This window comes from Colwellia sp. SU-HH01172, assembly GCF_057553355.1.
Genome location: NZ_BAAJMB010000001.1, coordinates 142835 through 158591, shown reverse-complemented (window position 1 = coordinate 158591; position 15757 = coordinate 142835). Strand labels below are relative to the sequence as shown.

Here is a 15757-nt window from a genome sequence, read left to right as displayed (position 1 = left end):
TTATCTATCACATTCATACCTGTCGACTATAAATCTTGGTAAAGCATTAATAAATGGCCAGCACTCCAACTGAAGTTTGTTGCTCCTTGTTCTGCACCTGTTTCCGGGTTGTAATTTTCACGAATGGCACCGTTTGCTGTTAAGCCTTTAGCGTTTTGATAAAGTTTATCGTTAAGCATATGTGCCTGCTTATCGTAGCCATAATTTTTTAAGGCGCGAATACCAAAATAAAATTGATCTAACCACACTCGACCACGCCAATAAATATTAGCGTCATAGGCAGGGTTCGACTTTGCTGCGGTACCTAAAGGAATAAAGCTATTGAACTCTTCTTCGTTTAGCATAACTTGAATGACTTGTTGTGCTTTGTCATTGTCGGCTATATTCGCCCAAAGTGGACTCCAACCTTCTGGCCCTTTACCTCTAGCTACTAATAAAGTGCCTGCACAGGGGGCTAGCTCCGTGTTATTACTCGCGGATGTTAATGTTGTGGAAATTTTTCTATCATAGTAATAACCCGATTCTTGATCGAAAAAACATTGATTGATGCGCGTTGACAGCTGCTTTGCTTGCTGTTGAAAAAGTTTTTCGTCATGAGGTTTGTTGAGCAGTTTTGCCATTTTAGCTAATAGTGTTTTTTCTTGTGCTAAATAGGTGTTTAGTTCTACCGACTCTTGATCAATAGAAAAGCCTAACAATTGCCCAGAATTTGCTCTGTTTTCAAAAAACCTTACTTGCCAATCTTGTCTTGCCTTTTTAATATTACCGCTATAATTTTCGTTGGCGTAGTTTTGTAATTGTTTTGGATTAATAAAGCCAAATCGAGCTGCATTGTCCATCCCAGATTCCCAAGCGCTACCGTGCTGAACGCCAGGATCTATAGCATTGTATCTGCCGTCAGCTAATACTAACTCATAATCTTTTATACCCTTGCATTGATACCAATAATTTTCGGAGCTTTTGCAGTTTTTTAGTGCGATTTGTATTTGAGGTGTTAACTGATTTACAGCGTTTTTATACTGAACATTGAAAAGCATATTGCCATTTTCATCGTTATGATATCTATGCTTAGTGGCGCCGTACTCAATTAAGCCATTTTTGTTATGATCTCTATTACGGTACCACCATTGATGATAGGCAATTAATTTGGGATACATTTTTGCTATAAAATTGCTATCTTTAGTTGCTAGATAAACTTGCCATACCGCCCAACTTGCTAATGGCGGTTTAGTATTTCTTTCATTCCAATTACCACCATCACCGTCTCTTACTGAATCTTTATTATAAAAAATAGCATCGACAATCATGCCATGATCTTGCGGTCGTATTGAATCGTTAGGCTGTACTTGATAATCAAACATGGCGTGAATATTATTCTTTGCCAATTGAGGGGCAACGGTTGCCATTGCCGCAGCGTGTTTCCAACTATCCCAAGCCCAAGTGCCATTAAACCAACGGGCAGTAACCGACGGGGTAACGCTGTCATGTCGTAAATTCCCTGCAGCACTACGCCAATTACCTATTAGTGTTTCAATAGCTTTAATCGCGATACGCTTAGTCTGCTGATTAATGTTTTTTGCATTGCGACCTTGCAGAGCACTCTTGAGATAACCTTGCCAGCGCAATTCATTTTGTCTAATGAAAGCTTCTGGCTTATCAAGTACATCTTTAATCGTTTCATCTGCGGCACTTGCTTCATCATTGTTATGAAAATAGCTTTGTACGGTGTAAATTGAGGTTGTTTTTTGAGCTGGAATTATAACCTTTGCTTTGCTTGAGTAGTGTATCTGTTGTTGAGAAAGCTTAGTGTCAGTATAAATAGAGCGAGCAATATTATACTGAGATGAGTCACTAGTTAATATATGCCATGGTGAGCGAACCTTGGAGAAATTTATATTTACACCATTGGTCGTTACTCGTAGCTGACGGTGCCAATCGGGTAACGCTTCTAAAACACTTTTCTTATCATCCCACTTTTTTAGTAACTTTCCTTGCCAGTTTAACGTTAAATTCAGCGCTTTATTGCTACCATTTACAAACTGAGTTTTTATTAATGCACTGCGATTTGAAACAAAGTGCAATGATAACGTCACGACTAACTGCTCAAATTCATATTGCTGAACGAGTGCGCCGGGTTTGGAGTAGAAGCTTTTCTTGGCGTCAGACCAGTGAAGTGCTAGGCCTGTACTTTGAGTGGTAATGGTCAGTTGCTCCAAGTTTTTGGCAATAAATAGTCCATATTCTTGTGCGATAACCATAGGACCTGTGAATCCTCCCAAACTCTCTTCACTGGCGGGAAGTAAAAAGCCGTGCCAAGAGCCTAAGTCAAACAAAGGGTTATATTTTTGATTTTCGTAACTATCGTAATCTTTGTGGCTATCAGGGTCGCCAGTACGATCAATTAGATTGTGGAATTCAGAATGTTGGGCACGGTTTATCGAAACATTAATCGAATTACTATTTTGTTGGCTATTAGCTAAAGAAGAAAATAACAAACAAAATGTTACCGCCGTTGAAAGTAGCCACCGCTCAATAGTCTTTAGTTTATTCACACTTAATATACCCAGTTGAAATTTATTATTTTTGCACTTAGTTAAACTTTATCTTAATTTTTGTATATTTTATACCTTGGCGTTTTTGATATAAATAATGTGAAGCTGTGTGTTTAATTGGCTTAGGCCAATCATTGATGTAATGCAGGTTTAAGGTTAAAAGTTTGCTGGCGAAACAACGGACGAATTTATAAGCAATCATCTGGTGTCGATTGCAAAGCAATTTTTAATAGTCATTTTCAAGTACAACCTTCTATTCATCATTACTTACATTGGCGAACTTTCTAGCCGCTATCGGCAAAATCTCGAAATCGAAATTATAAGTCAAATGTGTCGTCTCGATATCGAGACGATACATTATGATCTTATTATGAACTTTATTTAACTTTTTGATATTTATGGTTTTTAATTTTTTGGCTTTGCATTTGCAAACTAAGCATTAGTTAACCTATTTAAACATGTATGAGTCAGCCTAATTATGGATATCATTCGTTCAAAACAGAAAAAAGTCATATCAAAAAGCGCAGTTAATATTGTTATTTTGCTGCTACTGGCCATGGCAATATTTGTCTGGGTGCTTACTCGAGGTGAAGGGGCTCATATCGTCAGTAAAAACACCTTAATGCTAGGTAAAGTTCAACAAGGTGATTTTAACGTGTCAGTACGTGGTATTGGAGTTTTAGCGCCGAAAGATATTCGTTGGGTGTCGACATCTGTTTCAGGCCGGGTTGAACGTATTTTAATTAAAGCGGGTGCTCAAGTTAAAGCTGGAGATTTGTTATTAGAATTAAGTAATCCTGAACTAGTTCAGCGCTGGGAGGAGAGTAAGTGGGAGCTAGAAGAAATGGAAGCGGAAATTATTGCTGAACAAGTTTCACTTGAGTCTCAGCTACTTGATCGAGAAGCCGCGGTGATTAATGAACGACTAAATCATGAAAGAGCACTTTTGACTTTAAATGCTCAGCAAAAGCTTCTTGATCAAAGTATCGTGGCGGTTTCACAGATTGACCATGCAGAAGTAAAAATTGAAGTGGTACAAATAAAGGAACGCTGGCAACTAGAAATTAAGCGTTTGAAGAAAGGACAAGAAAACCTTGTTGCGCAACGAAAAGCGTCGCAAGCAAGGCTTAATAGAATGAAGCGTATTGTTGAAAGAGCGGAGCAGCAAGTTGCTAATTTAAAAGTTAAAGCAACGATGGACAGCTTAGTGCAAGAAATGCCGATTGAATTAGGTCAGCAAATCAATACCGGTGCTAACTTAGCTAAATTGGCCAGTAATGGACTTTTTATTGCTGAGCTACGAGTGCCGGAGAAACAAGTCAACGATGTTGCTATTGGGCAAACAGTTGAAATCGATACTAGAAGTAGTGTCGTTAAAGGGGTTGTTGAGCGTATAGATCCGACCGTAATCAACGGGCAAGTGCAAATTGATGTTGCATTGGTCGGAGATTTACCAAGTGAGGCAAGGCCGGATTTAACGGTTGAAGGTATCATCGAAATAGCAAATATAGAAAAAGCACTTTTTGTGAAACGACCTATGTTCTCGAAAAGTTTTAGCGAAGAGGATGTGTACTTACTTGATGATGAAGGAGATTTGGCGCAGTTGAAAACGGTACAGTTTGGCCAAGTTTCAAATAAATATATTGAAATAAAATCAGGACTTAAAGCCGGTGAAAGTATTGTTGTATCAGATACTTCAGATTGGCAAGGGTTTGCAAGCATTAGCCTTAATTAGGAGAGAAGCATGGAAAATGATAATAATAAAAAGCTATTGGTAGAACTACTCGATGTAAAGAAAATGTTTTTTACTGATGAAGTTGAAACTCACGCATTGAACAATATTAATTTGCAAATAGCCCAGGGAGAGTATTTGTCGATTACCGGCCCGTCGGGTTGTGGCAAGTCGACCTTATTGTCTTTATTGGGCCTGCTTGATACCGCTACCAGTGGCCAATATCAGCTTGCAGGTCATGAGGCGTCTAGTCTAGATAGAGATGAAAGAGCAAAAATCCGTAATAAAGAAATAGGGTTTATTTTTCAGGCGTTTAACTTGATTAGTGATTTAAGTGTCGCAGAAAATATTGAGCTGCCGTTAACTTATCGTGATGATATTACCAAAGAGCAGCGTGAAGCTATGGTTAGATCTTCATTAGAGCGGGTTGATATGGTGCATCGTGCCAGTCATTTTCCATCGCAATTATCCGGTGGACAACAACAGCGAGTTGCCGTTGCAAGAGCAATAGCGGGAAATCCGTCAATTATATTAGCCGATGAACCAACCGGTAATTTAGATTCGAAAAATGCCCAAATGGTGATGACTTTACTTGACCAATTACATCAGGAAGGTGCCACTATTTGCATGGTAACTCATGATCCTCAATCTGCTGCTCGAGCCGAGCGCATAATTGACGTTTTTGATGGCAAGATTGTTTCAGACCAACGCAGTAAAAGTACGCAAGCAATTGCGGTATAACACACTTAGTTAAAAGGATATCTCTATGTCTGTTGCAATAGATATTAAATATGCCGCTCGGCTGTTATTTAAAAAGCCAGCTTTTACTGCCTTAACCGTATTAATTGTTGCGGTTGGGTTAGGGCTCACCTTGTACACCTATTCATTACTGAATAACTTAGTCTTTAAGCCACTTGTAGTTGATGGTGAACGGCCTGTTATCGCGCTCGAAGCACAGTTTGACTATAGTCATTTATCAAGGCGAGCTGCCGACCCTTATCACCTTTTACGGGCATATAATGAACTTGATATGCTCGATGAATTTGGTTTTTATGAAGATTACACCGCTCTGGTTGGCGGTAGTCATTCGAGTGCTGATAAAAAAGCAAAAATGTATAATGCGACATTTGCCAGTTGGAATATTTTTGAATTTGCAGGTGTTCAACCTATATATGGCCGCGGTTTTAAAGAGCAAGATTTAGATACTGGCGCTGAACCCGTGATAATCTTAAGTTATAAGGTTTGGCAGAGTTACTTTGCGGGTGATGAAAGAGTTATTGACACTATGGTACCTGTTGATGCTGTGCCAACGCGTATTATTGGTGTTATGCCAGCCGGTTTTTCTTTTCCCGTTTCTGCTGAAATCTGGCTGCCATTAACCCGAGCTGAAATATCACCAACAGAGCAATCTCGTGCAAGCTTATATGCGTTTGGTTACTTAAAAGCTAATGTTTCAATGGCCCGTCTGCAATTGGCACTAGATGATATAAGTAAAGATATAATTAAAAATTTGCCGGAAGACTTATCTTGGCGAGCGGGTAACAATGGTAAATATTTGGTTGCTCTGCCATTTAAAGAAGCCGGTATTATGCAGTATTACACCATTTTCATTGCCATGTTTGTTGTTACCTTTTTAATTCTGCTTTTAGCTTGTATTAATGTTGCCAATTTACTGCTAGCGCGGGTCAATGAAAGATATAAAGAAATTGCCATTCGAGTTGCTTTAGGGGTACCGCGTAAACGTCTAATTCTACAGATGTTGTGGGAGAGTATCTTTATATGTAGTGTTGGTGGCTTTTTGGCGGTATTACTTGCTATCTGGGGCTTAGATATCAGTAATAGTGTTTTTGATAGTACTTATGCGGTCAATAACTTAAAGCCATTTTGGTGGCAAGTATCAATAGATAGCAATAGTATTATAGTGCTAATTATCACGGTTATTGCAATGATCTTAGTCACAGGCTTTATTCCAGCTCGACGAGCGTTATCAGGAGATTTTAATGCGGTGTTGCGCGATGGTACCCGTGGCGCTCTTGGAAAGAAAGCTGCAACAGCGAGTCAAGCCTTAGTTATTTCTGAAATCTTACTGTCATGTGTGGTGTTAATCATGGCAACAATTATCTTATCAACGAGCTATGCAGCAAGTAAGGCTGATTACGGTGTTGAAACTGAAAATAGATTAACGGCAAGGTTGCAATTACCACCGATAAATTATGACGTAAGGTATGACACCGAGCATGAAGAAGCTGACCGTTTAAAGCGTACAACATTTTATTACAAGCTAAAGGCAGAGTTGGAACAACAGGTAAATATAGAATCGGTTGCCTTTATGACTCAGTTTCCAGGCACTGGTGGTGGTACCAGTCACTTTGAAATAGAAGGACGAGCAGCGCCAGTTTACAACGAGAACCCTTATAGTAATAATGAAGTTGTTGGTAAAGACTCATGGCGCGCGGTCGGTATGAAAATTATTGAGGGCCGTGATTTTGACCACCGAGATGTGGGTATGGAGGTGCGTAGCATTATTATTAATGAGTCGATTGCTCGTGACTTTTTTCCTGATGGCGATGCTATTGGTAAAAGGGTGCGTAGATCAGGCAGAAACCGAGTAGGTGATTGGAATACCATTATTGGTGTTGTTTCAGACACCTTTCATGGCACAACAATGGACTCTTCAAGTGCGTCTTATAATTCTTATCACTTAATGGACTCCTTTGGCTTACCCAATGTGGGTATTGCGATACATTATACCGGTACAGAGCAGCGCACACGTGAGGTATTACTTGATGCTGTTGATAAAGTTGATGGTGATGTTGGAGTTTATCATCTGCAGAGTTATGACAGTATGATCAAACAGCCGATGTTATTGGTTTCAGCAGTCAGTAAAGTGTTTTTACTGTGTGGTATTATTGCAGTTTTTCTCGCGGCTAGTGGCATATATGCGGTTGCTTCAAATAGCATTTTACAACGTACCCAAGAAATTGGCGTAAGACGTGCGCTTGGCTCTTCAGATAGTAAAATTATGCGTTTGTTTATGAAACAAGCGAGTAAACAGCTAATTTTAGGGTTAATTGTTGGCATTGGTTGCTCAATTGCTTTAGTTAAATATATGTCTGAAACTATGATTATTAACATGAATAGCTATTTTATAAGCTTGTTTGGTGTGCCGATAATGATTGTTGCAATTGTTATGTTTGCCACCTTTATACCGACGCGAAAAGTGGTACAAATGGAGCCAAGTGAGGCGCTTCATCATGATTAATTTTGAGATGAACTTCAGGATAATATCTTTAAAATTATAGCGTTAAATAGTAAATGCTTTGAAAGAAGCAGAAATAATGTCAGCACTTTGCTAAGCTAAGCGCGGTGCTGACATTTAATGGAGTATTTTGCCTGCATGAAACCAACAAGTCCCTCGATTTTAATTGCTGATGATGATGCACGAATCATTACAGCATTGAAGTTGCTTTTAAAATCTGAACATTACCAAGTTGTTACGGCGAGTTCTCCAGAAGAGTTTTTACGTATTCTTAAGCAGAAAGACTTTTCAGTGGCATTGATTGACCTAAATTATCAAAGTGATACCACTTCTGGACGGGAAGGTTTGCAATTAATAGCTGACATTAAAGCCATTGATGAGCAACTACCAATAGTAGTGATGACGGGATACAGCAGTGTTGATATCGCGGTTGAAGCGATGAAGCTAGGTGCGGCAGACTTTGTGCAAAAACCTTGGGGTAATGATCGCTTATTGGCAATTTTGCAAACGCAAGTACAAATGCACCTGATGGCTAAGCAGAGCGATAGGCTCGCGCAAGAAAATAGCTTGCTAAGAAAGCAACTGTCGGCAGCAAACACGACGATTGTCGCTGAATCTAAAGCTATGAACCAAGTTCTGGCACAGTTAAATAAACTTGCCCAAAGTGAAATGAGCATTCTACTAACGGGGGAGAATGGCACAGGTAAGAGTTTGTTGGCAGAGTATATTCATCTGCAGTCCGCTAGGCAGAACAGGCCTCTTATTTCGGTTAATATGGGCGCAATTACTGAATCATTATTCGAAAGTGAGATGTTTGGCCATGTCAAAGGCGCATTTACTGATGCGAAAGAAAATCGCATTGGCCGGTTTGAGCTGGCAGAAAATGGTACGATATTCCTTGATGAAATTGCCAATGTTTCACTTGCACAACAAGCAAAGTTGCTACGAGTGTTAGAAGAGCACCAATTTGAAAAAGTAGGGAGTTCGAAAACTCAACAAGTAGATGTGCGGTTAATTTCAGCGACCAATGCCAATTTACCGGAATTCATTGAGACCGGACGTTTTCGTCAAGACTTGTTATATCGTCTTAATACCGTTGAAATTAAAGTTCCGGCATTACGGGAACGAAGCGCTGATATCTTACCGTTAGCACAACAGTTTTTAAGTCAATTTTCTGAGAAATATCGCTTAGCATTGCCTGAAATTGATAATGACGCTAAGCAAGCTATGTTAGCGTATCAGTGGCCAGGAAATATTCGAGAGTTAGGTCATATGATGGAAAAGGCCATTTTCTTAAGCCAGAACAATATCATTAATGCGCAAGATTTAGGCTTAAGTCCGAAAGAAAATTATCGAGACTTTGATATCGAAAATGCGAGTTTAGATGCGATTGAGAAGCATATTATTAGTCAGCGCTTAGCGCGTTTTGAACATAATGGTCATGATACGGCGGAATCTTTAGGCTTGAGTCGTAGTTCTTATTATCGACGTTTAGAAAAACACAATATGTAAAACTAGGCAACTGAATGAAATGAAAGCTTCTACAAAGCTAACGACACATGAAAATAAGCTACTCTATCTCGCGTTATTCATTGGACTAGTACCGACAGTCTGTTTATTCGTGGCGCTGTTTTTTTTGTCTTTTTCAGTCGCTGCAAAAGTATTACTGATGTTTTTTTTATTAGTCATGGTGACCTATGGCGCTTTTGCGATACGGCAAAAAGTTGTTTTTCAGCTTAGAACCTCAACCAACCTGATGGAGTCAATGAGCTATGGCGATCATTCTGTTCGGGCAAGGGAAAGCAGTGCTGATGGAGTGCTAGGCGAATATAATCACATGTTTAATAAACTTTCGGTGTCACTTGCAGAGCAGCGTTTGCATAGTAAGGAGCATCAAATTTTGCTAAATAAAGTTATTACGCAAATTGATGTTGCGGTTATTGCTGTTGATGACAAATCAGGGATCACCTTAATGAATCCTAATGCTGAAAAGCTATTTCGTTGTCGATTTGAAGAAGTAGAAAACTGGCCAGTCAGTCGCTTAGGATTACAGAATGTTGTTGCGGGTGAACATCGTAAAGTAGTCGAATTTGAAATCGAGCATGGTAAGAAAAAAGTTTATATTTATACTGATGAATATTATGAAAAAGGCGTTAAACATAAACTGGTTTTTATTACCGATATTCAACATATATTGCGTGATGAAGAGTATCTTGTTTGGCAAAAACTCTTACGGGTATTAAGCCATGAAATTAACAACTCGCTGGCGCCAATTGCCTCAATTAGCGAAACACTTGCTCGCTTACTAAAACAGCCTGTGGATGCCGAACATTTTGAACAGGAATTAAAAGCAGATGTTCAAGAGGGATTAAGTGTTATAACGGAGCGTTCTAATTCATTGAATAACTTTATTAAGCGTTACCAAGAGCTTACTAAGTTGCCTTTACCAGATAAAAAACTGTTTAATTTAGCTGTGTTGATTAAAGCAATTGTCGCTCTTTTTCATGAGAACACAATATCAAGCAGTGGCCCTGATTTAATGGTGTACGGTGATGAAGATCAAATACAGCAAGTGCTGGTTAACTTAGTTAAAAATGCCGTTCAGGCGATAGAAAAATATAGTGAAAGTGCTTTAGCAATAACATGGGATAAATACGACAACGACGTTAACATTAAAGTTGTCGATCAAGGTACAGGGATTAGCAATTTAGATAATATTTTTGTGCCATTTTATACCACCAAAGAAGAAGGCAGTGGCATTGGCCTAGTGCTTAGTAGACAAATAATCAATAATCACGGTGGTGATTTAACCCTAGCAAACCGTACCGATAGGCAAGGCGTAGAGGCAACAATAATTTTACCCGCTACATAATTGTTTTTGATGTTGTTATCAAAATAAAGCGGCTGAAGCTGCTTTATTTTCCCCCCTAATTCAAACCGTACTCTTTATAATGAAATTTTAACGATTATAGCAACAAGCACTTTGTTGTTTTGATTGCTATAGGAATGGATAGTTTAATCAGTTAAGAAAATTAGCTCAGCTTTATTGATTATCTGGCGTTGAAGGTTGATATGTAGGTTATCGACAAAAAGAGGAAGTTTAAAATTATCTTTACTCTTGTGGGTGTAGTCGCTAATGTCTTGTAAAAAACAGTGTTGTTAATCAAAATGGATTTTTCAAATCAACCCGACTGCCTTAATTGTGGCAGCACACTTGATACTGACTTTTGCGGTCATTGCGGACAGAAAAAAGTACAGCGTATTACCTTCAAAAATTTATTGCTGTTAATTCAACGTGGCACGTTAGAGCTACGCTCTCCGCTATTAAACACTATTGTTGGTTTAACTTTAAGGCCAGCGCAGACCTGTAGAGAATATCTCGATGGCAGGCGTATTCATTATTTTAATCCTGCAAAATATGCTTTTTGGTTAGTACTTTCTCTATGGTCTTAGCGTCGTTTTTGAATGTGAATATGGTTGAAGCGAGTATTGAGACTTTCACGCCTGAAAATGTAGCATCCGAGAGTTTTAATGCTATTAAAGGCATGTTGCAAAATAGTTTGGTCTATTTCTTTTTTATTACTGCGTTTTTAATGGCTCTTGCATCAAAGTTAGCCTTTAGGAAAGCAAAGTATAATGTTTTTGAGCTTTATGTGGTTTATTTGCTGTTAAATGGCCACTTAACTTTTTTATCTATTGCCCTTTTGGCTGTTGGCCAATACAACAACCTTTATACCCAAACCGCTTGAAAATGCAGGATTCAGCAAGTCGAAAAAGGGTTAGCACCAAGACATTGATTGAAAGGAATGGTTGTTCCATTGTAAAAATCAATAACGCCGGAGATGACCCTTTATCGCCTTGCCCTGCGGGAGCTAAGCTAGAAAAACAGTGCAGCGTTGCATCACTTGATAAGGGAATAACCATTACCTGCGTGCCGTGCCTTGCTCTGATTTCCTAGCTTAACTCTGAAACTGCATTTTCAAGTGGCTTGGGTATATAGCCAAATTGGCTTAGTGACCATGTCGATTGTCTATCCGGCAATTGTGATTGCGCGCATATACCTTCCTCAAAAGTCATCCGCATATGTTAAATCGTTCGTCGCAACTATTTTCGGTTTCTTTTTTGCAAGTACCGTTTTGGGTTTCGTCGCTGGATTTACCACTGGGTTTTTAGGGCTATAAAGTAAGATTAGGTTTGCAACGCTTAGCTCAATGGCTATTTTCTAAATTAATCCAAGACTATTGGCGAGAAAAACACGATAATTAGCAACATTGAATTATTTTGCTGTAATGGCAGTTATACGTGGACCCTGTTAATGGAAATCAAAGTTAATTTTCTCGACAATTTAAAAGTTGAAGCTAAGTTTGACGACTTTACTGTCGTTGCCGACCAACCCATTCGTTATAAAGGCGATGGCTCTGCGCCAGGGCCTTTTGATTATTTTCTAGCTTCTTCAGCCATGTGTGCCGCATACTTTGTTAAGGTTTATTGTAATTCCCGTGATATTCCGACAGAAAATATTCGCTTGTCACAAAACAATATTGTTGACCCTGAAAACCGTTACAACCAAATTTTTCAAATTCAGGTGGAGTTACCGGAAAGTGTTTCTGAAAAAGATCGCTTAGGCATTATGCGCTCTATTGACCGCTGTACGGTGAAAAAAGTGGTACAAACCGGGCCTGAGTTTAAAGTTGATATTGTTGAAAACTTAGAAGAAGACGCACAAGCCATGTTAATGGGGCAGTCTGACAATGAGACTAGCACCTTTATTTTAGGCAAAGACTTACCGTTGGAAGAAACCATTGCCAATATGACAGCGCTATTGGCTGATCTTGGTATGAAAATCGAAATCGCATCATGGCGTAATATTGTGCCAACTGTATGGTCATTGCATATTCGTGATGCGGCATCGCCAATGTGTTTTACAAACGGAAAAGGCGCAACTAAAGAAAGTGCCTTATGTTCCGCACTAGGCGAATTTATTGAACGCTTAAACTGTAACTTCTTTTATAACGACCAATTTTTAGGGCAAGAAATTGCTAATAGTGACTTTGTTCATTATCCAAGTGAAAAATGGTTTAAACCCAATGAAAATGACGAATTGCCGACAGGTATTTTAGATGACTACTGTTTAGCTATTTATAATCCTGACGATGAATTACGTGGCTCGCATTTAACAGATACCAACTCCGGCAATGTTGAACGCGGTATTTGCGCGATCCCATATCAGCGCCATTCTGACGGCGAAACAGTGTACTTTCCGTCAAACTTGATCGAAAACTTATTCTTAAGTAATGGTATGAGCGCGGGTAATAACTTAGCCGAAGCGCAAGTACAATGTTTGTCTGAAATATTCGAACGTGCAGTTAAACGTCAAATCATTGAACAAGAGATTGTGCTACCTGACGTACCTAAAAGCGTTTTGGAAAAATACCCAAGCATATTAGCCGGTATTGATGCCCTTGAAGAGCAAGGTTTCCCTGTTGTGGTGAAAGACGCATCATTAGGCGGGCAATTCCCTGTAATGTGTGTAACCTTAATGAACCCTAGAACCGGCGGTGTATTTGCCTCGTTCGGCGCACATCCAAGTTTTGAAGTGGCATTAGAACGTAGCTTAACTGAATTACTGCAAGGTCGTAGTTTTGAAGGTTTAAATGACGTACCACGCCCTACATTTAATAGTATGGCGGTTACTGAGCCGGAAAATTTTGTTGAGCACTTTATTGATTCAACCGGGGTTATTTCATGGCGATTCTTTAGCTCACAGCATGATTATGAGTTTTGTGAATGGGACTTCTCAGGCACTAACGAAGAAGAAAATGCTAGCCTATTAGCCATTATGGAAAGTTTAGGCAAAGAAGTGTACATTGCGGTTTTTGATCAGCTTGGCGCAACTGCTTGTCGTATGTTAGTACCTGATTATTCTGAAGTGTATCCCGTTGAAGATTTAATTTGGGATAACACCAATAAAGCCTTAAATTACCGTGCCGACATCTTAAACCTACATATTTTAGATGACGACGCGTTAGAAAGCTTAGTAACACGTTTAGAAGATAGCCAACTCGATAATTACATTGATATTCGCACCTTAATTGGTATTGAATTTGATGAAAATACCGTTTGGGGGCAACTAACCATTCTTGAATTAAAAATTCTTATTTATTTAGCTTTGGGTGCATTAGAAGATGCAATTGAGTTAGTTGAAGAGTTTTTACAGTTTAACGATAACACCGTTGCTCGTGGCTTATTCTATCAAGCCATGCATGCCGTGCTAGAAGTTGAGCTAGATGAAGAGATGGAACTTGAACATTTCATTGATAATTTTAACCGCATGTTTGGTAAAGCCTTGATGGAAAATGTTGTTGGTTCAATTACCGGTGAAGTTAAATTCTATGGTTTAACCAAAACCAGTATGAACCTTGAAGGATTAGACAAACATCAGCGTTTAATTGAAAGCTACAAGAAGCTTCATCAAGCGCGAGCTAAAGCTCAGTAGCGTGGTTAAAGGTAAGCTAGTTCTAGCATTGCAGAGCTAGCTTTCTATGTTATAAAAGGTCTTGGCAAAAGGTTAACTACCGAAAATTAAAACAGAAAAAGCTAAGGAGTTTGTTATTAAGTCATTGTTTCAAATAGCGTCATTTTTTGTATTGTTAGGGGTTAGTACCCTCTATGGTTTTTTGTCGTTAACCACGGAAATGGGCTTAGCGATATTAGCGGGTGCATTAGGTTTAGCATTTTCAAATATTGATAAAATATCAAAGTTTAAAGGTGCAGGTTTTGAAGCGGAAATGAACATGGTACACACCATGTTGGAAAACCAAACTGAACCAACACTAGAGCAAAAAGAACAAGCAAAATCGCAAGCTGAGCTGAGCCATGACGAGAATTGTATTCTCGTATGTTTACTGCAAGAAGGTTATACCTGGCGTTATGCCAATACTATTTCAGCAGAAACCGGTATTAGCCAAACCCAAACCGGCGCCTATCTTCACGCGTTAATGGCCAGAGGTATTACTAAAAATGGTAAAGGTAGAAATGGCGAAATATGGTCGATAACGGCACTAGGCAAAAGCGTTCAACAGCAATATTTATTAAAAGCAAAAAGTTAATAAAATAGAATCTAATTTGCTTTGTGGCTTGTGCTTAGTCTCTCATATTTTATCGGGCACCATTTAACTTACTCATCGTACATTTGATAAGGTCGGCAGTTAGCCTGAAATAGGTTTTACTATTGCCTGCTGGTGAACCTATGTTGCTAAACATAAATAATGGCAACTGATTTGCTGCAGTTGCCATTATGCTTTAACGCTATTTTGCCAGCTCTGTGGCAGTATCTACGAAAATGCCTTGCATATCTTTTGCTTCTCTTTCTGTTTGGCCACCATGTTTAAGAAAAGCAGCAATAATGGTTTGGGTTTTTTCTTCTTTTGCTCGCTCAAGGAAATATCGCAACTCAAGTTCAGTGCCGACAGCTTCATCTTTTATGGAAGTGGCGATTATTTCTTTGTACATCACAATATCTCGCACTTCCCAACCCGCAACGATTGATAATAGTTGTGTTAAGAATGCCTCTAACTCTGCTTTAGGAATGAACTGAGTAATGATATTTAATGACTCAGCTTGTTGGGCAGTAAAATCAGCCCCAGTTAGCAATGCTTGAAGTGCTTTACCTTTTCCTAAACGACGAGCAAATTGCACTGCACCTTGGCCACCCGTTGGAATATTGATATATAGTTCTGGTTGCGCAAAAGCAGAGTTTTCAGTGCCATAAGCTAAGTCACACGCCATCACAAATTCATTACCACCGCCACGAGCGACACCATCAACTACGGCAATAGAAAGCTGTTTCATTGCTTTGATATTAGCGATCATATGATTGAACTCAATTGATGCTGCTTGTCCGCCAGAAGTACCGTTAATTACATTAAGGTCTAAGTGAGCAATAAAAAACTGGTCATGAAATGATTTAAAAACAACAGCTTTAGTCTTGCGGTCATCTTTTAATGACAGAATGAAGGCATTCAGCTCGTTAATTAAATCAATCGTTAAAATATTCACCGGTGGATTTTTAATTACAACTGTAGCCACGCCTTCTTCTTGGGTTATCATTAATTTATTCATAATCATTTTCCTCTTAAGCTTATAAGTGTAGCGACAATTTTTGCGTCACTTCGAATTTACCTAGCTATTTTATGACTAGAATAGATGCTTAAA

At 39.0% G+C, this 15757-nt stretch carries 11 protein-coding genes; 9 read left to right on the top strand and 2 right to left on the bottom strand.

The window, feature by feature from the left end; genetic code table 11:
• Nucleotides 1-26: 26 nt before the first annotated feature.
• Nucleotides 27-2552, bottom strand: a complete 2526-nt coding sequence (gene ygjK, locus AC27JP_RS00735) for an alpha-glucosidase (RefSeq protein ID WP_487111537.1) — start codon at nt 2550-2552, stop codon at nt 27-29.
• Between the two features lie 478 nt (nt 2553-3030).
• On the opposite strand from ygjK, the gene AC27JP_RS00730 reads away from it, so the two are divergent.
• The 9 genes from AC27JP_RS00730 (at nt 3031) to AC27JP_RS00690 (ending at nt 14652) form a co-directional block, all read left to right on the top strand.
• Nucleotides 3031-4287, top strand: a complete 1257-nt coding sequence (locus tag AC27JP_RS00730) for an efflux RND transporter periplasmic adaptor subunit (RefSeq protein ID WP_487111536.1) — start codon at nt 3031-3033, stop codon at nt 4285-4287.
• Nucleotides 4288-4296: 9 nt separating this feature from the next.
• Nucleotides 4297-5025, top strand: a complete 729-nt coding sequence (locus tag AC27JP_RS00725; protein WP_487111535.1) for an ABC transporter ATP-binding protein — start codon at nt 4297-4299, stop codon at nt 5023-5025.
• Nucleotides 5026-5050: 25 nt separating this feature from the next.
• The gene (locus AC27JP_RS00720; protein WP_487111534.1) at nt 5051-7546 is read left to right on the top strand and encodes an FtsX-like permease family protein; all 2496 of its coding nucleotides are present in this window, start codon (nt 5051-5053) and stop codon (nt 7544-7546) included.
• Between the two features lie 135 nt (nt 7547-7681).
• Nucleotides 7682-9055: a sigma-54-dependent transcriptional regulator gene (locus AC27JP_RS00715; RefSeq protein ID WP_487111533.1), complete on the top strand. Its 1374-nt coding sequence runs from the start codon at nt 7682-7684 to the stop codon at nt 9053-9055.
• A gap of 19 nt (nt 9056-9074) precedes the next feature.
• The gene (locus AC27JP_RS00710) at nt 9075-10415 is read left to right on the top strand and encodes a sensor histidine kinase (RefSeq protein ID WP_487111532.1); all 1341 of its coding nucleotides are present in this window, start codon (nt 9075-9077) and stop codon (nt 10413-10415) included.
• Nucleotides 10416-10711: 296 nt separating this feature from the next.
• Nucleotides 10712-10996, top strand: a complete 285-nt coding sequence (locus tag AC27JP_RS00705) for a DUF3667 domain-containing protein (RefSeq protein WP_487111531.1) — start codon at nt 10712-10714, stop codon at nt 10994-10996.
• Nucleotides 10997-11004: 8 nt separating this feature from the next.
• Nucleotides 11005-11292, top strand: a complete 288-nt coding sequence (locus AC27JP_RS00700; protein ID WP_487111530.1) for a hypothetical protein — start codon at nt 11005-11007, stop codon at nt 11290-11292.
• Between the two features lie 566 nt (nt 11293-11858).
• A complete protein-coding gene (locus tag AC27JP_RS00695; RefSeq protein WP_487111529.1) occupies nt 11859-14039 on the top strand; it encodes an OsmC domain/YcaO domain-containing protein in 2181 nt (726 codons plus the stop codon).
• 181 nt (nt 14040-14220) lie between these two features.
• Nucleotides 14221-14652, top strand: a complete 432-nt coding sequence (locus AC27JP_RS00690) for a hypothetical protein (RefSeq protein ID WP_487111528.1) — start codon at nt 14221-14223, stop codon at nt 14650-14652.
• A 199-nt stretch (nt 14653-14851) separates the two neighbouring features.
• On the opposite strand, the gene AC27JP_RS00685 is transcribed toward AC27JP_RS00690, so the two are convergent.
• The gene (locus AC27JP_RS00685) at nt 14852-15664 is read right to left on the bottom strand and encodes an enoyl-CoA hydratase/isomerase family protein (protein WP_487111527.1); all 813 of its coding nucleotides are present in this window, start codon (nt 15662-15664) and stop codon (nt 14852-14854) included.
• Between the last annotated feature and the right edge of the window lie 93 nt (nt 15665-15757).